The sequence below is a fragment of the Staphylococcus sp. IVB6214 genome (genome assembly GCF_025558585.1).
Lineage (GTDB): Bacteria > Bacillota > Bacilli > Staphylococcales > Staphylococcaceae > Staphylococcus.
Genome location: NZ_CP094723.1, coordinates 2,149,420 through 2,170,326, shown reverse-complemented (window position 1 = coordinate 2,170,326; position 20,907 = coordinate 2,149,420). Strand labels below are relative to the sequence as shown.

The 20,907-nt window shown below is 38.7% G+C and carries 20 protein-coding genes; 12 read left to right on the top strand and 8 right to left on the bottom strand.

Features of this window, described 5'->3' with window-relative positions:
* Positions 1 to 19 precede the first annotated feature (19 nt).
* From rpsF to MUA51_RS10660, 4 genes are all read left to right on the top strand, one after another.
* Positions 20 to 316 carry a 30S ribosomal protein S6 gene (gene rpsF, locus MUA51_RS10675; protein WP_044360075.1) on the top strand — a complete coding sequence of 99 codons (297 nt, stop codon included), beginning with the start codon at positions 20 to 22 and terminating at the stop codon, positions 314 to 316.
* A 25-nt stretch (positions 317 to 341) separates the two neighbouring features.
* Entirely contained in the window at positions 342 to 851 is a 510-nt protein-coding gene (ssb, locus tag MUA51_RS10670) for a single-stranded DNA-binding protein (protein ID WP_262559848.1), read from the top strand.
* 48 nt (positions 852 to 899) lie between these two features.
* The gene (gene rpsR / locus MUA51_RS10665) at positions 900 to 1,142 is read left to right on the top strand and encodes a 30S ribosomal protein S18 (RefSeq protein WP_014614919.1); all 243 of its coding nucleotides are present in this window, start codon (positions 900 to 902) and stop codon (positions 1,140 to 1,142) included.
* Between the two features lie 1,115 nt (positions 1,143 to 2,257).
* Positions 2,258 to 3,649, top strand: a complete 1,392-nt coding sequence (locus MUA51_RS10660; RefSeq protein ID WP_262559840.1) for an MFS transporter — start codon at positions 2,258 to 2,260, stop codon at positions 3,647 to 3,649.
* A gap of 44 nt (positions 3,650 to 3,693) precedes the next feature.
* Here MUA51_RS10660 and MUA51_RS10655 read toward each other — a convergent pair whose 3' ends face one another.
* Positions 3,694 to 4,869, bottom strand: coding sequence for a M20 family metallopeptidase (locus MUA51_RS10655; protein ID WP_262559839.1), 1,176 nt, complete (start codon positions 4,867 to 4,869; stop codon positions 3,694 to 3,696).
* Positions 4,870 to 5,435: 566 nt separating this feature from the next.
* Between MUA51_RS10655 and MUA51_RS10650 the strand changes: the two genes are divergently transcribed.
* The 4 genes from MUA51_RS10650 to MUA51_RS10635 are packed head-to-tail and all read left to right on the top strand — an operon-like array spanning position 5,436 to position 9,481.
* Positions 5,436 to 7,376 carry a BglG family transcription antiterminator gene (locus tag MUA51_RS10650; RefSeq protein ID WP_262559838.1) on the top strand — a complete coding sequence of 647 codons (1,941 nt, stop codon included), beginning with the start codon at positions 5,436 to 5,438 and terminating at the stop codon, positions 7,374 to 7,376.
* The gene (locus MUA51_RS10645) at positions 7,377 to 7,817 is read left to right on the top strand and encodes a PTS sugar transporter subunit IIA (RefSeq protein ID WP_262559837.1); all 441 of its coding nucleotides are present in this window, start codon (positions 7,377 to 7,379) and stop codon (positions 7,815 to 7,817) included.
* Between the two features lies 1 nt (position 7,818).
* Positions 7,819 to 8,103 (top strand): PTS sugar transporter subunit IIB, encoded by a 285-nt coding sequence (locus MUA51_RS10640; RefSeq protein ID WP_262559836.1) that lies wholly within the window; start codon positions 7,819 to 7,821, stop codon positions 8,101 to 8,103.
* 19 nt (positions 8,104 to 8,122) lie between these two features.
* Positions 8,123 to 9,481 (top strand): PTS ascorbate transporter subunit IIC, encoded by a 1,359-nt coding sequence (locus MUA51_RS10635; protein WP_262559835.1) that lies wholly within the window; start codon positions 8,123 to 8,125, stop codon positions 9,479 to 9,481.
* Positions 9,482 to 9,547: 66 nt separating this feature from the next.
* Here MUA51_RS10635 and gmpC read toward each other — a convergent pair whose 3' ends face one another.
* From gmpC to MUA51_RS10620, 3 genes are read right to left on the bottom strand one after another with little or no spacing between them, the layout of a single operon-like run.
* Positions 9,548 to 10,393 carry a dipeptide ABC transporter glycylmethionine-binding lipoprotein gene (gene gmpC, locus MUA51_RS10630; RefSeq protein WP_262559834.1) on the bottom strand — a complete coding sequence of 282 codons (846 nt, stop codon included), beginning with the start codon at positions 10,391 to 10,393 and terminating at the stop codon, positions 9,548 to 9,550.
* A gap of 20 nt (positions 10,394 to 10,413) precedes the next feature.
* Positions 10,414 to 11,073 (bottom strand): methionine ABC transporter permease, encoded by a 660-nt coding sequence (locus MUA51_RS10625; RefSeq protein ID WP_262559833.1) that lies wholly within the window; start codon positions 11,071 to 11,073, stop codon positions 10,414 to 10,416.
* A complete protein-coding gene (locus MUA51_RS10620) occupies positions 11,054 to 12,091 on the bottom strand; it encodes a methionine ABC transporter ATP-binding protein (RefSeq protein WP_262559832.1) in 1,038 nt (345 codons plus the stop codon). Before MUA51_RS10620 ends, MUA51_RS10625 begins: the two co-directional genes overlap by 20 nt.
* A 251-nt stretch (positions 12,092 to 12,342) precedes the next feature.
* On the opposite strand from MUA51_RS10620, the gene bioB reads away from it, so the two are divergent.
* Positions 12,343 to 13,326 (top strand): biotin synthase BioB, encoded by a 984-nt coding sequence (gene bioB, locus MUA51_RS10615; protein ID WP_262559831.1) that lies wholly within the window; start codon positions 12,343 to 12,345, stop codon positions 13,324 to 13,326.
* A gap of 134 nt (positions 13,327 to 13,460) precedes the next feature.
* Here the strand turns inward: bioB and MUA51_RS10610 are convergent, their stop codons facing one another.
* Complete coding sequence (locus MUA51_RS10610) at positions 13,461 to 14,285, bottom strand: MetQ/NlpA family ABC transporter substrate-binding protein (RefSeq protein ID WP_262559830.1); 825 nt, start codon at positions 14,283 to 14,285, stop codon at positions 13,461 to 13,463.
* 168 nt (positions 14,286 to 14,453) lie between these two features.
* Here MUA51_RS10610 and MUA51_RS10605 point away from each other — a divergent pair, with 168 nt between their 5' ends.
* Both MUA51_RS10605 and MUA51_RS10600 read left to right on the top strand, forming a co-directional pair.
* Positions 14,454 to 15,404: a DUF1002 domain-containing protein gene (locus MUA51_RS10605; RefSeq protein WP_262559829.1), complete on the top strand. Its 951-nt coding sequence runs from the start codon at positions 14,454 to 14,456 to the stop codon at positions 15,402 to 15,404.
* A gap of 108 nt (positions 15,405 to 15,512) precedes the next feature.
* A protein-coding gene (locus tag MUA51_RS10600; RefSeq protein ID WP_262559450.1) for an IS3 family transposase occupies positions 15,513 to 16,654 on the top strand; the annotation gives its coding sequence in 2 pieces (ribosomal slippage) (positions 15,513 to 15,783 and positions 15,783 to 16,654; 1,143 coding nt in all).
* 64 nt (positions 16,655 to 16,718) lie between these two features.
* On the opposite strand, the gene ahpF is transcribed toward MUA51_RS10600, so the two are convergent.
* From ahpF to MUA51_RS10585, 3 genes are all read right to left on the bottom strand, one after another.
* The gene (gene ahpF, locus MUA51_RS10595) at positions 16,719 to 18,242 is read right to left on the bottom strand and encodes an alkyl hydroperoxide reductase subunit F (protein ID WP_262559828.1); all 1,524 of its coding nucleotides are present in this window, start codon (positions 18,240 to 18,242) and stop codon (positions 16,719 to 16,721) included.
* Positions 18,243 to 18,256: 14 nt separating this feature from the next.
* Complete coding sequence (ahpC, locus tag MUA51_RS10590; protein WP_262559827.1) at positions 18,257 to 18,826, bottom strand: alkyl hydroperoxide reductase subunit C; 570 nt, start codon at positions 18,824 to 18,826, stop codon at positions 18,257 to 18,259.
* A 385-nt stretch (positions 18,827 to 19,211) separates the two neighbouring features.
* Entirely contained in the window at positions 19,212 to 19,988 is a 777-nt protein-coding gene (locus MUA51_RS10585) for a 2-keto-4-pentenoate hydratase (protein ID WP_262559826.1), read from the bottom strand.
* 133 nt (positions 19,989 to 20,121) lie between these two features.
* On the opposite strand from MUA51_RS10585, the gene nfsA reads away from it, so the two are divergent.
* On the top strand, positions 20,122 to 20,877 hold the full coding sequence (gene nfsA, locus MUA51_RS10580; RefSeq protein WP_262559825.1) for an oxygen-insensitive NADPH nitroreductase: 756 nt from the start codon (positions 20,122 to 20,124) through the stop codon (positions 20,875 to 20,877).
* The last annotated feature ends 30 nt before the right edge of the window (positions 20,878 to 20,907 follow it).

The window sequence follows — 20,907 nt, the reverse complement described above, 5'->3', positions numbered from 1 at the left end:
AAGGAGGTGCAAATATACAATGAGAAAATATGAAGTAATGTACATCGTTCGTCCTAACATCGAGGAAGATGCACGTAAAGCAGTTGTTGAACGTTTCAACGGAATTTTAGCTTCTGACGGTTCTGAAGTATTAGAAACGAAAGACTGGGGTAAACGTCGCTTAGCTTACGAGATTGAAGATTTCAAAGATGGTTACTACTACATCGTACGTATCCAAACTGAAAACAACACAGCGACTGACGAATTCCAACGTTTAGCAAAAATCAATGACGATATCATTCGTTACATTGTTGTTCGTGAAGACGAAGAAAAGTAATAGAATTTTAATGGGGGCGTGAAGCATGATTAACAGAGTTGTATTAGTAGGTCGATTAACAAAAGATCCTGAATACAGAACGACACCCTCAGGCGTAAGTGTAGCGACTTTTACTCTCGCAGTGAATCGTACGTTTACGAATGCGCAAGGGGAACGTGAAGCAGATTTTATTAACTGCGTTGTTTTCCGTAAACAAGCTGAGAATGTTAATAATTTCTTATTCAAAGGTAGCCTTGCAGGTGTTGATGGTCGCTTACAGTCACGCAGTTACGAAAACCAAGAAGGCCGACGCGTCTATGTCACTGAAGTTGTTTGTGATAGTGTTCAATTCCTTGAGCCAAAATCAGCGAATCAACGACACGCACAAAATAGTCCAAACCATGGAAACGACTTCCAAAGTTATGGACAAAGTTTCGGTGGACAACAGCAAGGCCAAAATTCGTCATATCAAAACAATCAGTCACCACGTAATGACAACCCATTTGCGAATGCGAACGGGCCAATAGACATTAGTGATGATGATTTACCATTTTAAAAAACGAACGGAACAATAAAAATATTGAACAGGAAGGAGGCACACATCATGGCAGGTGGACCAAGAAGAGGTGGTCGTCGTCGTAAAAAAGTTTGCTACTTCACAGCAAACGGTATTACACACATCGACTACAAAGACACTGAATTATTAAAACGTTTCATTTCAGAACGTGGTAAAATTTTGCCACGTCGTGTGACAGGTACTTCAGCTAAATATCAACGTATGTTGACAACAGCTATCAAACGCGCACGTCATATGGCATTATTACCATTCGTTAAAGACGAAGCGTAAGATATATCAAACCTCGCAGCTTGTTGAAGTTGCGAGGTTTTTTGTGTTTTTTAGGGTCTTAATCTTTTGTGGTGGGATGGCATGAACTGCTATCCCGCCCTTTTTGTTTTTTAAATCATTTTGATACAAAAAAAGCGCTCATGCCTCTATAATTTTAAGTGACTAAACAAAAAAATAAAGAGGAGACATGATGCACCTATGTGTAATGATATATTAAAACGACTAAAAATAAAAGTATTCAAGTTCTTAAAGTGTAAGAAGATGTAGAAGCTTGGTTGTGTAATACATAAGAATAGGAAAGGTGCTCCGTGTTTAGCACTGTTATTGTCTCAAGAGTCCAATGTTTTTTTCTTCTTTTTCTTAATTTTATAAATATAATATATGATCGCTATAATGATTGTTAATAAATCAAAAGATAATGCAAATGAATCACTCAATGATTGCTTCAACCAAAAGAACCTTATGATAAATAATAAAATCGATTGTATCATGATAGCTATGAAAACATTTATAATAGGTTGATCCTTGATAAAGTTGTAAAGAATGTAAGATATAACTGAAATAGTTATTAAGAACATAATTACATATGGTGTCATTAAAAATCCCCTTTATTAATATATTCTCCCAACAAAAATATTCCTAAATATAAGGTAACATAAAAGTGAACATTGAAAAAATTCGATGTAGTTATTCTGCTGTTGTTTAGATGTGGCATACATTTTTATAGTGATGTTTTATTATTTATAAATTAAATTTATTTACATAATGAATACGTTTACATCATAATATTTCTAACTATCTTTCTCAAAGATGTGCTAAAGTGTTATTAACGTATGAAGTCACATGATCAATAGAGACAAAATGACGTGTCTTTACACGTGATAAGGTTGCATATATCATGTATTTCAAAACTTAGAAATAGCAGATTCATCGCATTGTAATACTTGTTGTTCTATCAACTGCTATTTTTAAAAATTAATGTGAGCAGCGCATAAGATATATCAGTTGTTGTGGTGGGAAAATAGCTGAATTGGATTGATTCCTATCACTATCTTAAAAGTTACGAACATCAGCAACCGCCCATATATCTTATTGAAAGCTTAGGAGGAACAAGTATGGTTCAACAAGACAAGACGCAAATGTATCAAGGAGATAATAAGTTAATTTTAGGGATTGTACTCGGGGTCATTACATTCTGGCTATTTGCTCAGTCGCTATTGAATGTGGTGCCTGCCTTACAGAATACGTATCATAGTAATCTCGGCACAATCAGTATTGCTTTGAGTATTACCGCACTCTTTTCAGGGATGTTTGTCGTTGGTGCGGGGAGTTTAGCGGATAAAGTTGGGCGTGTAAAAATCACATACGTTGGGTTATGGTTAAGCGTCATTGGATCATTAATTATTATTGTCAGCAACGTGCCTGCATTATTGATTGTAGGTCGTGTGATTCAAGGGCTGTCTGCCGCTACAATTATGCCTTCTACTTTGGCAATTATGAAGACGTACTATCAAGGCAAAGATCGTCAACGTGCATTGAGCTACTGGTCTATTGGTTCATGGGGTGGTTCGGGTGTTGCTTCATTGTTCGGTGGTGTTATTGCGACGAACTTCGGATGGCGTTGGATTTTTATTATTTCAATTGTGGTAGCACTGGCGTCGATGGTGTTAATCAAAGGAACACCTGAAACGAAAGCGACACATCAGTCAGATTATCGCTTTGATGTTCGAGGACTTATCTTATTTGTATTGATGATGTTGAGTATCAATATTGTCATTACACAAAGTGGTACGTTAGGCTTTTTGTCACCGATTATTTTAAGTTTAATTTTAATGTTTATTGTGACGACATTCCTTTTTGTCAAAGTGGAAAAATATCAAGAAACGCCATTAATCGACTTTAAGTTGTTTAAATCAACGTCGTATATGGGTGCAACATTGTCAAACTTCTTATTAAATGGTGTAGCAGGGACGTTGCTCGTCTCTAATACTTTCGTTCAACAAGGACTCGGGTTGAATGGCTCTCAAGCGGGTTATCTATCAATCACATATCTGGTTACCGTGTTGGCAATGATTCGTGTCGGTGAGATGGCGTTGCAGCGTGTGGGTGCGAGAAAACCAATGTTGATCGGTGCGATGTTTAATATGTTTGGAATTGTGATGATTTCAATGACATTCCTACCAAGCACAATGTATATTGTCGTTTGCGTGATCGGCTACTTGTTCTATGGCTTTGGTTTAGGTTTCTATGCGACGCCATCAACAGATACAGCCATTGCAAATTCACCGCAAGAAAAGGCGGGTGCGGCATCAGGTATCTATAAAATGGCATCTTCGTTAGGTGGCGCGTTCGGTATTGCGCTATCAGGTGCGGTTTATGGTGTTGTAACCAATGCAACGAATATTCATATGGGTGCGATGGCAGGGCTCGGCCTAAATGTATTATTGGCACTCCTTGCGTTCATCATTATCTTTGTCACAGTGCCTAAAACACAATCACATATGTAAGAGAAAGCCCCTATTTCTGAAATGATTAGAAATAGGGGATTAGTTTATGTTAAATAGTTTAATACTGTGATGCCGACTGCTTCAGCTGCGACACGTAATGATTTCTCACTAATATCAAATTTTGGATGGTGATGTGGGTAATGTTCACTATCTTCAGGTGCAGCGCCCGCATAAATAAAAGTACTTGGCAAAGTTTTAGCGTAATAAGCAAAGTCTTCGGATGGCGGTTGTGGCTCACAACGTTCAATCCCTTGAATCGCATCTGTTTCAGCTTCCTCAATGGATGATACGACGAATTGTGTGAACGCTGGATCGTTATAGAGAGCCGGGTAGTCATCTTGGTAGTCTAAATCACAAGTCACCCCATACATCGCTTCAAGACCATCAGAGAGACGATTGATTTCCCTTTTAATTGTCTGCTTCGTAACATCAGTTAATGCACGTACATCACCCGCAATTTCAACGCTGTCTTGAATAATATTGAATTGTCCTTTGCCATCGAAAGAGCCGATTGTCACGACACCCGTTTCGAATGGATTGAGACGTCTTGAGACAATAGTTTGAAGGGCAGTGACAAAGTATGATCCTGCGACGATACTGTCGTTGGCAGTATGCGGTGATGAACCGTGACCGCCCTTTCCTAGTATTTTTAAGTTAAAGAAATCTCTACCTGTTTGGACATTGCCTTCACGATAATAGATGTTGCCAACAGGCATATGGCTCATAACATGTACGCCTAAGACATGGTCGACGCCGTCTAGGACACCGTCTTTAATCATCGCTTGTGCGCCACCGGGTGGGACTTCTTCTGCTGGCTGGTGAATAACGATGACTTTTCCGTTGAATTGTTCTTTCATCTCGATCAATGTCTCTGCCAGTATGAGCATGTAGGCAGTGTGTGCATCGTGACCGCATGCATGCATCACACCTTCATTTTTAGAAGCAAAAGGCAAACCTGTGTCTTCTTGAATCGGTAGTGCATCAAAATCTGCACGAATGGCAATTGTTTTGCCGGGGTTACCGCTGTCGATTGTGACTTTCAAGCCGTTTGGACCGACGTTGGTCTCTACTGTACAGTCTTTGTCTCGATAAAAATCTGCAATATATTTTGGTGTTTCTTCTTCATGAAATGATAACTCTGGATATTGATGTAGGTGACGTCGAATCTCAATCATGCGAGATTCTTTCTCTTTTAATGTATTGATAAGTGTTTGTAGCATTATGAATCCTCCTCTTTATGCGTTTTTTTAAATAAAGGCACAGTGATTAAGATAATAATGAATGATAAAAGCCATAACAACGATAGGTTTTGTGGTGATTAATCCAAAATCATTCGCCAATCTGATAGGATTGCGCTTGTTAGTACTAAATAGATCATGAATCTTTCATGGTGCTCTCACTTGTTCGTTACTTTGATGATGCGTTTAATTGTACAGAACTTTTTCATAAGCCCTTATTCTAATGCTTCTCTATATGGCTTCAGTCTATTAACACTTTCTATTTTAGCAGTTGTCTAAGAAAAACGCTTGAATAAGAAATTGATACATAATTAATAAAGGAACAGTGATGACCGAATTGTTCGTGTACGTTATATGAACGTATCATGATATGTGTCGAATTTTTGTTTTTTTTACAGTTTAACATCTCTTTTTAAGAAACAGTGTGTAAGCTATGTATTGTTATTGAATTCTGACAGATGTGAAATGATTCGGATTGTTAGACGAAATAGATTGCACATCCATAAACATCAGGAAACGCTTACAATAGTTATAAGGAGGTAATACATTTGTTGAGTAATCGTCAAAGACAAATTGTAGCTTATCTTTCATCACGTCATGATTTCGTGACGATTGCAGAACTTGCCAACAGATTCCGTGTGTCAGAACGTACGATTCAATATGATCTAACGTATATCGAAACCTATCAGGAACAGTATCGGTTAGAGGTTATGCGCAATAAAAGTTTAGGAATTAAAATCAATGATCAAGCAGCTGTTCAAAGTTCAGAGAATGATGCTTTGCTCGTTCATTATTCAAAAGAAGAACGTAGAGATAACATTCTCTTAAAGCTTTTTGAATCTGTGCAACCTGTGAGTTCTAATACACTGGCTGACATGTTACACGTATCTAGGCGTACCGTTGTTGAAGATTTGAAGAGTGTACAAAGTGAATTGTCGGACTACGGTTTAACGTTAGAATATATTCGCAATAAGGGTTTTGTGATTGAAGGCAGTGAAAAAGCTTTGAGAGAAGCCTATGCAAAAGTAGTACAAGCATACTTTACACATGCGGCTCCACAGCTAGGTATCGCACCTTTCTCACAAAAAGAATTGGAACAAATCAGGCAGATTGTCGTATCATCATTGCGCAGTCAGCAGTTACAGCTCGTACAAGAAGCAATTGATGGCTTAATCTTTCATATTGTCATTGCGATACATCGCGCACGTGATCAATTCCATTTCGATATACCTGATTCGGAATATAGACGTTTACAAAATACAGATGCTTTTCAACTGGCAATCGATATGACGCAACAGCTCGAATCATTGTTCAATGTGACGTTCCCAAAAACAGAAGCGGCGTTTATCACGCTCCATCTACTAGGTGCAAAAGGGACACGTTTTGATGCGGCGTCAGATGTCGATGCTTTAGGACAGGTCATTCAAAAGTTTGTACAACAAGTGAGTGCGCAGATGGGTGTTTCATTTGATCGAGATCATAAATTACGCACGAGTTTGTTGACACATCTTCAGCCAGCAATGCATCGCATGCGCTTTGGTATGACGCACACGAACCCGTTGAAAGCAGAGATTCTACATGATTATCAAGAGCTGGTTGCAGTGATTCAGCAACAAGTTCAAATTTTAGAAGAAACGTACGATGTCACGTTTAGTGAAGATGAATTGGCATATTTGGCACTTCATTTTGCGTCTTCTATGGAGCGTGTGGATAATACACAGGCATCTCGAATTAAAGTGGTTTTACTCTGTGGTTCAGGTGTTGGGACATCGCAACTGTTGAAAAGTCGCATTAAGAGAATTTATCCAGAATTAGAAATCTTAGATGCTTTTTCAATCTATGATATTTCAGAAAGCTTTTTACAGTCGCAAAATATTGACTATATTATCTCGACTGTACCGGTTGATGCATTCTCAGTTCCTGCAATCAATGTATCACCCTTCTTGAATAAAAACGATCGGGCGAAAATCAATCAAATGATTAATGCGTACCGAGAGGCAACTGTCGCACATGATCAATTGTCAGGGCCAGCGCTCAAAGCTGTCTTACCACCTAAGCATATTTTAACAGCACAACATGCAGAAAATCGGACAGCAGCCATTTATCAAAGTGTGGATGTACTCGTTGCATCGGGACATGTTGATGAACAATACGCACAGGAGATACTGACGCAATTGGATCGTTTTGGTCCTTATATGGTGATCAGTCCTCATATCGCATTAGTGCATGCACATTTTGAACATGTACGCGTACCAGTTAGTATGGCAGTTGTACATTTTCAAGAAGGTGTGGCGTTTGACCATGAACGCTTTGATCCTGTAAAGGTCGTCATTGTACTGGCAACGAGTAATGCACAAGTCCATTTGAATGCATTGGGACAGTTAAGTCAGCTGATTATGAATGAAGATGACAGGCAGCATATGTTGGAAGGTCATAAAACAGCTATGATTGAGAGTATCGAAAGGATAAGTCAGGAGGGAAATTTATAAATGTCAGAGATGATTCAAGCATCACATATTCAGTTACAGGATCGTGTGACCAATTGGGAAGAAGCGATTCGGGTAGCAGCAGAACCTTTACTTGAATATGGGTATTTTGAACAATCATATGTTGATGCAATGATTAATAGCGTGCATGAAATGGGTCCTTATATTGTCATTGCACCAGAGATTGCGATTGCCCATTCGAGACCGAGTGAAGATGTTCATAAGGTTGGGCTAAGTTTATTGAAGTTAGAAGAACATATTAATTTTTCAGAAACAGGACGCTATGCCACATTAGTTTTTGTATTAAGTGCTGTCGATGAAGCGGCACACTTAGATGTGTTGAGAAATTTGGCTATGCGTTTAAGCGATACCAATACGGTTGAAGCGTTAATGGCAGCTCAAAGTAAGGAAGACATTAAACAATTATTAGAGGAGAGAGATTAAGATGAAAATATTAGTAGTATGTGGACACGGTTTAGGAAGTAGCTTTATGGTTGAGATGAACGTACAGGAGGCTTTAAAACAATTACAAGCACCTTCAGATATTCAAGTTGAACACAGTGATATTATGACGGCAAGTCCTGAAATGGCAGACTTATTCATCTGTGGACGTGACTTAGAAGAAAATGCGCAACGTCTTGGAGAAGTCATCGTATTGGATAATATTTTAGACAAAGTAGAATTACAAGGTAAGTTAGAAGAGAAGCTTCAATCAATGAACGTATTGTAAGTGAAAAGGAGTAGATGGCATGAATTCAGTATTAGGATTTTTCGTCGATGTTTTTAGCCAACCCGCAATTCTCGTCGCATTAATCGCATTTGTCGGATTGGTTGTCCAAAAGAAATCAGCAGCAGATATTACGTCAGGTACGATTAAAACGATTTTGGGATTCCTTGTATTAAGTGCCGGTGCAGGTGTCGTTACGAACTCTTTGGAGCCATTTGGTCAGATGTTTCAGGAAGCATTTGGTGTACAAGGGGTTGTTCCTAACAACGAAGCGATTATCTCTATCGCATTGAAAGAATATGGTACGACAGCAGCGCTGATTATGATGTTCGGGATGCTTGTAAACATCTTAATCGCACGTTTTACAAACCTTAAGTATATTTTCTTAACAGGGCATCATACATTTTATATGGCAGCATTCTTAGCGATATTGCTTACAGTAGGTAATATCACAGGTACATTAACAGTTGTCTTAGGTTCATTGATTTTAGGCTTGATCATGGCAGTGTTACCAGCATTAGGTCAGTCTACAATGACAAAAATTACTGGATCAAATCAAGTGGCAATCGGTCACTTTGGTACAGTCAGCTATTGGGCTGCAGGTGAAGTTGGGAAGCTGTTTGCAGGAAAATCAAAATCTACAGAAGACATTAAGTTTCCTAAAGGATTAAGCTTTTTACGAGAAAGTACAATTAGTATTTCATTAACAATGATCGTTCTATACATCATCGCAGCATTATTCGCAGGTCCTCAGTATGTTCATACAGAGTTAAGCGATGGTACAAACTTCATCGTATTCTCAGTCATTCAAGGTGTTACATTCGCAGCAGGTGTATTCATTATCTTGACAGGTGTACGCTTGATTTTAGCAGAAATTGTTCCAGCATTTAAAGGTATTTCTGAAAAACTCGTACCAAATACAAAACCAGCTTTAGACTGTCCGATTGTCTTCCCATATGCGCAAAACGCTGTGCTTATTGGATTCTTTGTAAGTTTCATCACAGGTGTTATTGGCATGTTCATCATGTTCTTACTTGGTGGCGTTGTGATTCTACCTGGTGTTGTGCCACACTTCTTCTTAGGTGCCACAGCAGGTGTGTTCGGTAATGCACGTGGTGGTATCAAAGGTGCAGTGGCAGGTTCAGCGCTTAACGGCTTGTTGATCACATTCTTGCCATTATTGTTCATTCCATTCATGGGTGAGCTAGGTTCAGCGGCAACAACATTCTCAGATACAGATTTCTTGGCAGTGGGTATCATTGTTGGTTACATTACAAAATACCTTGGTACAATCGGTATTGCAGCACTGATTGCGATTGTAGCGGTGTTAGCAGTGATGTTCCAAAAACGCTCAGACGACAAATATGCACAAGAGAAATAAATAAAGAAGCGGTAACGACCGAATCTCATTCCTTTGAGAGGGTGGTTACCGCTTTTCTTTGGATTGTTATTTCAAGTTATCTTCAATTTCCTTAATTTCTGATGGTTTCAAGTCGATGACAATTTCACCGTCTTTAGTATCTTCTTTTAAGGCATCTTTTGCTTCATCAGAGTGATAAAGTTCGGCGATGCGTTGGAATGTTTTGTTGTCTTTGTCTTTTGTATTCACTGCGATAATGTTAATGAAAGGCTTTGTAGTGTCCCCTTTTGAATCTTCAAGGAAAATAGGATCTTTCTTCGCATCTAAACCTGCTTTTGATGCAACCCCATTATTAATAACCGAAATATCTACATCTGACAAGGCACGTGCTGTTTGTTGTGCATCCACGGCAGTGATATCTAAGTTTTTCGGGTTGTTTTTGATGTCTTTGATTGAGCTAGAAAGACCGAAGTCATCATTAAGTTCTAGTAAGCCTGCTTTTTCGAGCAGTTTTAATGCGCGTGCTTGGTTTGAAATATCATTAGGAATGGCTACCTTAGCGCCATCCTTTACATCTTTTACGTCCTTCACTTTTTCAGAGTAAATACCGAGTGGTGCGAGTACAGATGTACGAATTGGTGTGATATCTGTCCCTTTATTCTCTTTTTTGAATGTATCGAGGAAAGCAAAGTGCTGGAAGGCGTTCATATCAATATCCCTGTCGCTTAGCGCTTTGTTTGGTACATTGTAATCAGAGAATTGCTTAATCTCCAAATCAATATCTTCTTCCTTCGCTAGTTCTTTAACTTTTTCCCATGCTTTGGAATCATTTGAAGCGATACCAATTGTTACTTTCTTTTGATTGTCAGTGTTTTGACCACAAGCAGCTAATACAAAAATAGCTGCAAGTAGTATCGTAATAATTCTTTTCATATTGATAAAACCCCCTAAGTTTAATTTCTTCTGACTTTTCTTGCGAGTACGTTACCGAGTGACTGAATCAGTTGCACAATGATGACTAAAACGACAACGGTGATGAGAATGACGAATGTATCAAAGCGCTGATAGCCATATACCAGTGCCATATCACCGATACCGCCACCACCGACCGCACCAGCCATCGCAGTCGCACCAATCAAACCAATAATGGCAGTTGTGATAGACAAGATCAGTGAGCCGAGTGCTTCTGGTAATAAGAAATAGCGTATAATTTGGATAGGTGATGCCCCCATCGCATGGGCTGCTTCTATAATACCGTCATCTACTTCTAATAAAGAGTTTTCGACGAGTCTGGCGATATAAGGTGCCACATAAACGGTTAATGGTACAATCGCAGCTGTTGTTCCAATAGACGTACCGACCAATAGTTTTGTAAATGGTACAATTGCGATGAGCAAAATAATAAATGGTACAGATCTTAAGATATTGATAATTGGATTCAAGGCATGGTGGATCAAGGCGTTTGGCCAGATACCATTTGGACGTGTGACCACAAGTAAAATGCCGAGTGGAATCCCGATCAATGCACCGATAACAAGTGCGACAGATACCATATACAGTGTTTGGTAAAGTGCTTCAAGTAACTGTGATGAATCAATGGATGAACCGAGCATCTGCTGACACCTCCTCATATTGAATGTGTTGTTCTGTTAAGTGCGCTTGAATTGCTTGTTGTTGTGTCGCATCACCAATGATTTGCAACCAGAGATAACCGACAGCTTCTGTTTGAATCTCTGTCATAAAGGCATGAATAATGTTCACTTCAACTTGGAATGTCGCAATCAAGTCATTGACAATCGCATTGGAGATTTGATCACTCTCGATGAACAAGCGATAAACTTGTGCATTATCATGATGCGCAATCTGTTTTAAAACATGTTCTGACGGTTCAGTATTAATGACCGTAGAAACAAAGCGTTTAGCAGTCTCTGTTTTTGGGTGACTGAACACATTTTTGACAGAGTCTAATTCAATTACACGGCCTTGTTCCATTACTGCAACACGATTACAAATTTTTTGAATCACGCTCATCTCATGTGTGATGACAAGAATCGTAACACCGAATGTTTCATTAGTTTTCTTCAATAAATCAAGAATTGCATCTGTCGTTGCTGGGTCGAGTGCACTTGTCGCTTCGTCACACAACAAAATTTTAGGGTTCGTGACGAGCGCACGTGCAATGGCGACACGCTGTTTTTGTCCACCAGATAGTTCGCTTGGATATTGTTGTGATTTGCCTTCTAACCCAACGAATGTGAGCATTTCATCGACACGTTTCTTGATTTCTGTTGGATTAATACTGCTGAGAATGAGTGGCATTGCAACGTTTTTGAAGACTGTTTTTGAGTTGAGAAGGTTAAAATGTTGAAAGATCATGCCGATATCTTTTTTGACTTTGCGCAAATCTGCAGGTGTATATGTATTTAAGTGATGATTATCGACATATACATCGCCTGATGTTTGTTTCTCTAGCTGATTGACGAGTCTTACTAATGTACTCTTACCGGCACCACTATAACCAATAACGCCAAATATGTCGCCTTGGTCAACGGTGAAAGAAACATCATTTAATGCATGCACAGTGGTCTGTTTTTTACTGAATGTTTTACTGACATTTTGAAACGTAATCATACGAGCCTCCTTAATTCCGACTTAATTAGTAATGATTGTTATTGTAGGCTACATTTTACATCGAGTCAACACAATATTGGTTATTTTCTGAAAATAAAGTTAAACCTTTATGTTATAGATAAATTTTGTAGTAAAAATAACATAATATATTCATATTACTTGGTATTTATGTGGCTACCACGAATGTAAACTTAAATATAAAAAAAGATTACAATTATGCTATAATACTTCTATATTGAGGAGGTTTTGATATGAATATTGCACGTAATATCCTTGATGGAGTAGCACTAACACAACAAAAAGCATTGGAATTATTTACAGATGCCTCATACGACACGATGTCACTCGTCTACGAAGCATATCAACTACGGAAACATTATTATGGACACAAAATAAAGTTGAACATGATATTAAATGCGAAGAGTGGTATTTGTCCGGAAGACTGTGGTTACTGCGGGCAGTCTAAAGATATGAAAGAGAAACAAAGATATACGTTGATTCCAGAAAATCAAATTACAGAAGGTGCCAAAGTTGCAGTAGAAAATGAGATAGGGACATATTGCATTGTGATGAGTGGTAGAGGTCCCAGTGATAAGGAAGTCGATCATATCACTGCATCCGTCGAACACATTAAAGCAGCACACCCACAATTAAAAGTCTGTGCCTGTTTAGGATTAACGAATGAAGCACAAGCGGCTAAGTTAAAAGCAGCAGGTGTCGATCGATATAACCATAACCTGAATACGAGTGAACGGTACCATGAAGAAGTCGTCACAACACATACATATCAAGATCGTGTCGATACGATAGAAATGATGAAGTCACACAACATATCTCCTTGTTCAGGTGTCATATGTGGGATGGGAGAAAGCGATGAAGATATTGTCAATATGGCTTTTGCATTAAAAAAGATCGATGCAGACAGTATCCCAGTCAACTTCTTACATCCGATTAAAGGGACGAAGTTTGGGGAGATGGATGAGTTAACACCTATGCGTTGTTTACGTATTTTGGCGTTATTTCGCTTAGTGAATCCTTCCAAAGAAATCCGTATTGCAGGAGGACGTGAAGTGAATTTACGTTCTTTACAAGCGACTGCATTGATGGTGGCAAACTCTATTTTTGTAGGTGATTATCTTATTACCGGTGGACAACCTAATCAGTTGGATTATGACATGATCAAAGATTTAGGATATGAGATTGATTATGGAAACTTAGAGACAACTTCATCATAATGAAATAAGACCTGTGCTCCGATATGAGAGCGCAGGTCTTTTACGAAAGCAGGGAGTAGTTCAAGTTCATTTTTGAGTGTTGGAGATGTTTGACAAATGATATATTGTTCTAATACGACTTAAATGTTAAGCAGTTATTTTTGCCAATTAGTTGGTTCGATATATCCACTGTATTCTTTGTGGTCTCGGAACCATTTTTGGAATTCAGGGTCTTTATATGTGTCGCGCAATGCTTTCGCCCATGCTTTGTCTTTATCCGACTCGTTGATGCTCAACATTACTTTATGCGCATCAGGTGTTTTTTCAACGACAAGTGCGTCACTTATTTTTTGACCGCTATCTGCAATGTAGTTTCCGTTTACAATACCAAAGTCGACATCTTCAAGTGAACGAAGAACTTGTGGTGCTGCAACTTCGCTGAATTTCAAGTCATATTTGTCAGGATGAACGCTTGATAGTTTGAAATTTACGCCTGTTGTTTTATTGTCTAACTTAATCCATCCAAGTCCTTCTAGAATACGTAATGCCCGTTCTTGGTTAACAGGATCGTTAGGTACAGCAATTGTTTGTCCGTCTTGAATGTCATCGAGTGATTGGTGCTTTTTAGACCATAGTGACTGTGGAGCAGTAGGGACTTCGTTATTTTTAATCATTTTTGCATCGATTTTATCGTTGATACTGTCCATATAAGCGGTACTTTGGAAGATAGATGCTTGAATGTCACCATCCTTCATCGCTGGATTGATTTGATCTGTTTGAGAGAAGCTTTTGATTTCAACATCATAGCCCTTTTTCTCTAGGATAGGCAATGCGCCACCACGGAATATTTCTTCGTATGTTCCGGGACCGAAACCGATTGTAAAAGATTTTTCATTCTCTTGTTTACTGTCTGACCCTTTGCCACATGCAACAAGCACCAGTGCCAGCAAGAAAATAATACTAAATTTAAAATATTTCATTGTATCCCTCCTATATCTTAGTTATATGATAAGAATTAAAAGGATTATATCATAGAAAAACGGATTTGGCGAGATGAATTTTCAGAATTTTTTGTGCGTCTAAGGATTGATACTTAAATGCGTATCTCATGTTAAAATAGGGTAAAGCGTGGAGAAGGAAGTGAGTATATGTATAAGAAACTATTAATCAGTGGGTTGACAGCTTCTTTGTTGATGGTAGGTGTTGCGCAGAATACCTATGCTGCCAACGAATTCAAGCCTAAGGAAGAAATCTTTCTTCAAGGGGCAGACTTGAATGAGAATCAATTGGAAGCAACAAAAGATAAGTTGGGTGTTGGCAAGAGTGTAACGACTTATCAAGTAACGAATACAGATGTTATTCGTTTTACTGGAACAGAGTATGACTATATTCATTCGAGTGCGCTGATTAAGCCTAAGCGTTTTGGACGTGGGGTAGATGTTAAGATTGAAACGCCTGAAAATATTACACGTATTACGAAAGAACAGTATATGAATGCAGCCATTACGTCGGGTATTCAAGATGCGACGATTCGTATTGCTTCTATTGATCAGGTGACGGGTGAAGGTGCGTTGACAGGAATATACAAAGCTTACGAAGCGCAAGGCAATGCGTTGAATAGTGAAGATATCCAAAATGCACATGCTGAATTGAATGAATTGGCACGTATCAGTGAGAACAACGCAGAGAAAGAAGGCTACTCTGATGAAGCGTTGAATGAAGCGATTGCTGACATGAAGGCGCAAATTGCGGAAGCCAAGGCGTCTGATCAACAGATTAATGAATTGACGATTAACAACATTGTGAACCAGACATTGAATGTGCGTGGATTGGACAATGTATTAAGCAATAATGAGATTGCTGTGATTCAAAATATGATGATGAATGTGGCACAATCAGATGTGCTTAATCAAGATCCTGAAGCTTATCAAAAACAGGCAAATGAGCTGAAAGATACGATTCAAAAGACAGCGGGCGATAAGTTAGAAGCGTTGAAATCATTGGATAACGAAGAGACGCGTAATTTCTTGCAGAGATTATGGGATGAGTTCGTATCATTGGTGACAAGAATCTGGCATTGGCTCGTATCATTTGTATAAAAGCATATAAGAAAAGAAGTGGCTACTGAGCTGACCCCATATAGTGGGAACTTTATAAAAACACTTTCGTTGAATTCAGTTAAAATGAATTTACGGAGGTGTTTTTCTATGCGCAGAGTGGCGTATTCAGTTGAAACAAAGTTTAAAGCAGTGAAGATGAAAGCAGAAGGTTATACAACTAAAGAAATTATGTGTGAATTAAATATTAGAAATAGCACACAGGTAAAAACATGGTGGAGATGGTATAGAAAGGGTGAAACATATCGATTTAGTCAACAAGTAGGCAAACAATACTCCTATAATAAAGGATTAGTGGAACTTTCTGAACTGGAACAATTAAAGTTAAAGAATAGAAGAAATCAAGCCGAAATAGATATTTTAAAAAAGTACAAGGAATTGGAAAGGAAGTGGTACCTGAAGTAGTGATAGAATTAGTGGATGAGTTAAAGCACAGGCATCCTGTGAAGCTGATTTTGGAAGTGTTGAATGTCCCTAAATCAAATTACTACCGTTGGAAAAATAAGAAGAAAACGGAAGATACAACAGTTAAAAAGGTTAAGGAATTATGTGAAGATAATCATTACACGTACGGCTATCGCAAGATAACTGCTCTGATGAATCAGGCCTCTAAACAACCGATAAACCATAAACGTGTACAAAGAATTATGAGAGAAAATAATTTGAATTGTAGAGTTAGAATTAAGAAATCTAAACGTCGAGGGAAGGCATATTATCTTACAAGCAATAAACTGAATGGTAACTTTAGAGCAAATCAACCTCTACAAGTACTGACTACTGATATTACGTATCTTCCCTTTGGTAATTCAATGTTGTATTTATCTTCAATCATCGATTTATATAACGGTGAAATTGTGGCTTATAAGATTAGCGATACACAAGATCAAAGTTTGGTAAATGACACCTTAAACCAAATTGATATTCCAGAAGGATGTCTACTTCATAGCGATCAAGGAAGCGTCTATACATCGCATGCTTACTACCAATTATGCGAAGAAAAGGGCATTATCAGAAGTATGTCTCGCAAAGGTACACCTGCTGATAACGCCCCGATAGAATGTTTCCATTCCTCGCTAAAGTGTGAAACATTTTATCTTAACAATGAGTTAAATAACTCTAATTTCATTGTAAAGGATATTGTCGAAAAGTACATTGAAAACTATAATAATAATCGAATTCAACAAAAATTAGGCTACTTATCCCCTGTGCAATACAGAAAATTAGCAGCCTAATTCAAGTGTTTTTATGTGAGTCCCATATTAAGGGTGCAGTGCCCTACTCAGCCACTTCTTTTTATTAGTTACGGATAAGGTAGTCAAAAGCAGAGAGTGCAGCTGTTGCACCTGATCCCATAGAGATAATGATTTGCTTGTAGCGTTGATCTGTACAATCTCCAGCAGCAAAGATACCTGGTACGTTTGTAGCACCTAAACGGTCAACTTCGATTTCACCCATTCTGTTGCGGTTAACTGTATCGCCTAACCATTCAGTATTAGGAGAAAGACCGATTTGAACGAAGACACCGTCCAATTCGATATGTTGTTGTTCTTTAGATTGTGTATCTTCGTAAGTCAAACCAGTGACACGTTCATCACCAGTGATTTCTTTCGTTGCTGCGTTTGTGATGACTGTTGTATTGGATAGAGAGTTCAAACGCTCTTGTAAGACTTGATCGGCACGCATTTCTGCACCGAATTCAAGTAATGTCACGTGCTTACAGATACCTGCAAGGTCGATGGCAGCTTCGACACCAGAGTTACCGCCGCCGACAACAGCGACATGTTTGTCTTCGAATAATGGACCGTCACAGTGTGGACAGTATGCCACACCTTTGTTCGCAAGTTCTTGCTCACCCGGTACACCAAGTTGTCTCCAACGAGCACCTGTTGAAACGATGAGTGTTTTTGCGTGAAGAACGGCACCGTTATCTAATGTAAGGTCGATGCTTTGGTCTGTTTTATTTACAGATTCAGCACGAACCCCTTTCATGACATCGATATTGTATTCGTTAATATGTTCTTCAAGATTACCCGCAAGTGCTGTTCCTGTCGTTTTCTTGACACTGATTAAGTTTTCGATGTCTTGTGTATCATTGACTTGACCACCAATGCGATCTGCAACGATACCTGTACGTAAACCTTTACGTGCAGCATAAATAGCAGAACTTGCACTTGCTGGACCACCGCCGACAACGAGTACATCAAATGTTTCTTTACCCTCAAATTCCGAAGCATCAGGGCCTTGACCGAGTGCAGTTAAAATATCAGTAACGGTCATACGACCACTACCGAATTGTTCACCATCTAAGAAGATAGAAGGTACGGCCATGATATCTTCAGCTTCTTCTTTGAATGCTGCACCGTCAATCATTGTATGTGTGATATTAGGGTTAAGAACACTCATTAAGTTTAATGCTTGAACAACGTCAGGGCATTTCTGACATGTTAAGCTGATATATGTTTCAAAATTTAATGGTTTATCAATTGCTTTGATTTGATCAATTACAGATTGTTCTTCTTTCGGTGCACGGCCACTCACTTGTAGCAATGCTAATACGAAAGAATTAAACTCATGACCAAGAGGAACACCGGCAAATGTAATGCCAGTGTCCTCACCCGGTCTATTCACACTAAAGCTAGGTGAACGTTTTAAGTCTGCTTTTTCTACTGTAATGCGTGATGACATGTCTGCTACTTCATTCACAAGATCTTCCATCTTTTGAGATGTTTCATCTGAGCCTGTGCTCAATTTGAAGACAACGTCACCTTCCATCAAATCAAGAAGTTGTGCAAGTTGATTCTTTAACTCTTGATTAAGCATTCAGTATTGCCTCCTTAAATTTTACCTACTAAATCTAAACCTGGTGTTAATGTTTCGCTACCTTCTTCCCATTTCGCTGGGCAAACTTCACCTGGATTTTGACGTACATATTGTGCTGCTTTGATTTTGTGTACTAATGTGCTAGCGTCACGACCAATACCGTCAGCATTGATTTCAGCTGCTTGAACAACACCATCAGGGTCAACGATGAAAGTACCACGTTGTGCAAGGCCGGCTTCTTCATCTAATACGTCGAATAAACGTGTAATTTGTTGTGATGGGTCACCGATCATTGTGTATTTTAATGTGCTGATAGCATCTGAGTGATCGTGCCAAGCTTTGTGTACGAAGTGTGTGTCTGTTGATACAGAGAATACGTTTGTACCAAGTTCTTGTAATTTTTCATAATGGCTTTGAACATCTTGTAATTCTGTTGGGCACACGAAAGAGAAGTCAGCTGGATAGAATACAACGACACTCCAGTTACCTTTTAAATCTTCTTGTGTTACCTCAACGAACTCATCTGTTTTTGCGTTGTACGCTTGTGCTGTGAATTCTCCAATTTGTTTACCGATTAATGACATAGTGAATAGCCTCCTAGAAATATATTGATTATTATTAGATTAGAATCACTCCAAAGTCTTCTTTGTTATAATTCCTTCTTAATAATAATTCTAATCTTTAGTGTTATTATGCCATGGAACGATACATCCGTCAATTATTAAACTTAAATAATTGTGCGCCATCTTTTGATAGGCGAAAAGGCGCAACTATCCGAATGTGAAAGGGTGTTTCATGCACTTAATGTTTCTATGTTCATCATAGCATTGTTGGGGTTTAATTCTCAATTAATGATACCTTTATTGAAAATTAAATGCGTTGAAAAGGCATTTCAAGTTGGACTTAAAATGCCTTTGTATACTAATAAAACGATGGTTTATAGGTGAGTGTTGCCTACCATTTGTACCATTATTCAAATGTAACAGTGACTCGACCGACATGTTGATAATCGACCGTATAAGTACCTTGCTCTGCCTTGATAGGTGGGATGAAAGTGCCTGATGAGATGACATCTCCTTTTTTGAGTGACTTTCCATGGCTGGCCAGTTTTTGACTGAGCCACTGTACGGACTTGACTGGATTGCCTAATACTTCTGACGCAACGCCTGTTTTGACTTCTGTACCATTATGTTTCAATGACATTGTGACTTGGCCAAGGCTGTCATAATCTAATGGGGGAACGGGCTCTCCGACAACGACAAGGCCAGTCGCTGTGTTATCTGCTAATAAATCTCCTAATGTAAAGTTAGGGAACCAGTCTTGATAGCGTGCATCAGGTACTTCAATCGCTGGGGCCAATTGCGAATGATTGAGCACATCTTCAACGCTTGGATTAGAAGGCAAGTCTTCTGTAATCACAAATACCAATTCCGGTTCGATTAATGGAGCGAACAAGTGATTCAATTGTACAGTGGCATCATTTTGCTGGATGACTGTTTTGAGCAATGTACCATAAGCAGGCTCATGTGTATTGGCATATGCTTGCGTTTCTGCGCTTGTCATACTGACTTTGTAGCCGGCCACATCTGTATTGTTATGTGCCTTTAGTTGTTCAATTAAGGCATCTTGTGTTTGATAGCCTAACACTTCATCAACATTCTCTTCAGGGTTGAGAAATGGGATAGGTTGTTGTGATTGATAAGCTTGAAAAACTTTCTCTGCTAATTGTTGTGGTTGCTGAGTCATAAAGACACTCCTTTGTCAGAAAATTGATACTTTTATGATAAAGGTTTGTGATTAAAGATGCAAGTGTGCAGTGTACATGCCTTTTGAAGTGTCATTTGCTAATATAAAGACAAAGAATAAGGGAGTGAAATATATGTCAGACTATGTATATCGTTTAGCGAAGCAACATCACTCAGTGAGAAAGTTCAAAAATGAGCCATTAACACGTGAAATAGTGAAACAGTTAATTGAAGCAGGGCAGATGGCTTCAACATCAAGTTACTTACAAACGACATCTGTGATTGGTGTAGAAGATCCAGAAAAGAAAGCTGCTTTGAAAGAAGTGTCAGGGCAACCTTACGTCTTGAACAATGGGTATTTATTAGTGTTTGTCGTTGATTATAATAGACATAATCTTGTGAATGAACAACAAGCACAAGATATGACGACAAGCTTTGAATCAGCAGAAGGATTGCTTGTAGGGACAGTAGATGCATCATTAATGGCACAAAACATTGCATTGACGGCAGAAGATATGGGTTATGGCATTGTTTATTTGGGTTCATTGCGCAATGATGTTGCACGTGTACGTGAAATTTTAGACTTACCTAAGCACACCTTCCCAATCTTCGGTATGGCGATTGGTGTACCGTCTGAGGATGAGAATGGAACACCGAAACCACGGTTACCGTTTGAACATGTCTTTCACGTTGATACGTATGACAATGATTGTGATGTGGCACGCCAACAATTGGCGGCGTACGATAAAATAGTATCTGATTATTATGCAGATAGAACAGGTGGTAAACGTACGGAGACGTGGTCAGAACAAGTAGCGAACTTCATGAGTAGTAAACAGCGTTTAGAGATGAAAGACTGGCTTCAAGATGCAGGATTTAATAAGAAATAGCATAAAAAATACCACGTACGATGTGCTGAG

What these genes read in the sequence shown, in the direction of transcription:
- rpsF (WP_044360075.1), top strand. Translation starts at nt 20, where the DNA reads ATGAGAAAATATGAAGTAATGTACATCGTTCGTCCTAACATCGAGGAA.
- ssb (WP_262559848.1), top strand. Translation starts at nt 342, where the DNA reads ATGATTAACAGAGTTGTATTAGTAGGTCGATTAACAAAAGATCCTGAA.
- rpsR (WP_014614919.1), top strand. Translation starts at nt 900, where the DNA reads ATGGCAGGTGGACCAAGAAGAGGTGGTCGTCGTCGTAAAAAAGTTTGC.
- MUA51_RS10660 (WP_262559840.1), top strand. Translation starts at nt 2,258, where the DNA reads ATGGTTCAACAAGACAAGACGCAAATGTATCAAGGAGATAATAAGTTA.
- MUA51_RS10655 (WP_262559839.1), bottom strand. Translation starts at nt 4,869, where the DNA reads ATGCTACAAACACTTATCAATACATTAAAAGAGAAAGAATCTCGCATG.
- MUA51_RS10645 (WP_262559837.1), top strand. Translation starts at nt 7,377, where the DNA reads ATGTCAGAGATGATTCAAGCATCACATATTCAGTTACAGGATCGTGTG.
- MUA51_RS10640 (WP_262559836.1), top strand. Translation starts at nt 7,819, where the DNA reads ATGAAAATATTAGTAGTATGTGGACACGGTTTAGGAAGTAGCTTTATG.
- MUA51_RS10635 (WP_262559835.1), top strand. Translation starts at nt 8,123, where the DNA reads ATGAATTCAGTATTAGGATTTTTCGTCGATGTTTTTAGCCAACCCGCA.
- gmpC (WP_262559834.1), bottom strand. Translation starts at nt 10,393, where the DNA reads ATGAAAAGAATTATTACGATACTACTTGCAGCTATTTTTGTATTAGCT.
- MUA51_RS10625 (WP_262559833.1), bottom strand. Translation starts at nt 11,073, where the DNA reads ATGCTCGGTTCATCCATTGATTCATCACAGTTACTTGAAGCACTTTAC.
- MUA51_RS10620 (WP_262559832.1), bottom strand. Translation starts at nt 12,091, where the DNA reads ATGATTACGTTTCAAAATGTCAGTAAAACATTCAGTAAAAAACAGACC.
- bioB (WP_262559831.1), top strand. Translation starts at nt 12,343, where the DNA reads ATGAATATTGCACGTAATATCCTTGATGGAGTAGCACTAACACAACAA.
- MUA51_RS10610 (WP_262559830.1), bottom strand. Translation starts at nt 14,285, where the DNA reads ATGAAATATTTTAAATTTAGTATTATTTTCTTGCTGGCACTGGTGCTT.
- MUA51_RS10605 (WP_262559829.1), top strand. Translation starts at nt 14,454, where the DNA reads ATGTATAAGAAACTATTAATCAGTGGGTTGACAGCTTCTTTGTTGATG.
- ahpF (WP_262559828.1), bottom strand. Translation starts at nt 18,242, where the DNA reads ATGCTTAATCAAGAGTTAAAGAATCAACTTGCACAACTTCTTGATTTG.
- ahpC (WP_262559827.1), bottom strand. Translation starts at nt 18,826, where the DNA reads ATGTCATTAATCGGTAAACAAATTGGAGAATTCACAGCACAAGCGTAC.
- MUA51_RS10585 (WP_262559826.1), bottom strand. Translation starts at nt 19,988, where the DNA reads ATGACTCAGCAACCACAACAATTAGCAGAGAAAGTTTTTCAAGCTTAT.
- nfsA (WP_262559825.1), top strand. Translation starts at nt 20,122, where the DNA reads ATGTCAGACTATGTATATCGTTTAGCGAAGCAACATCACTCAGTGAGA.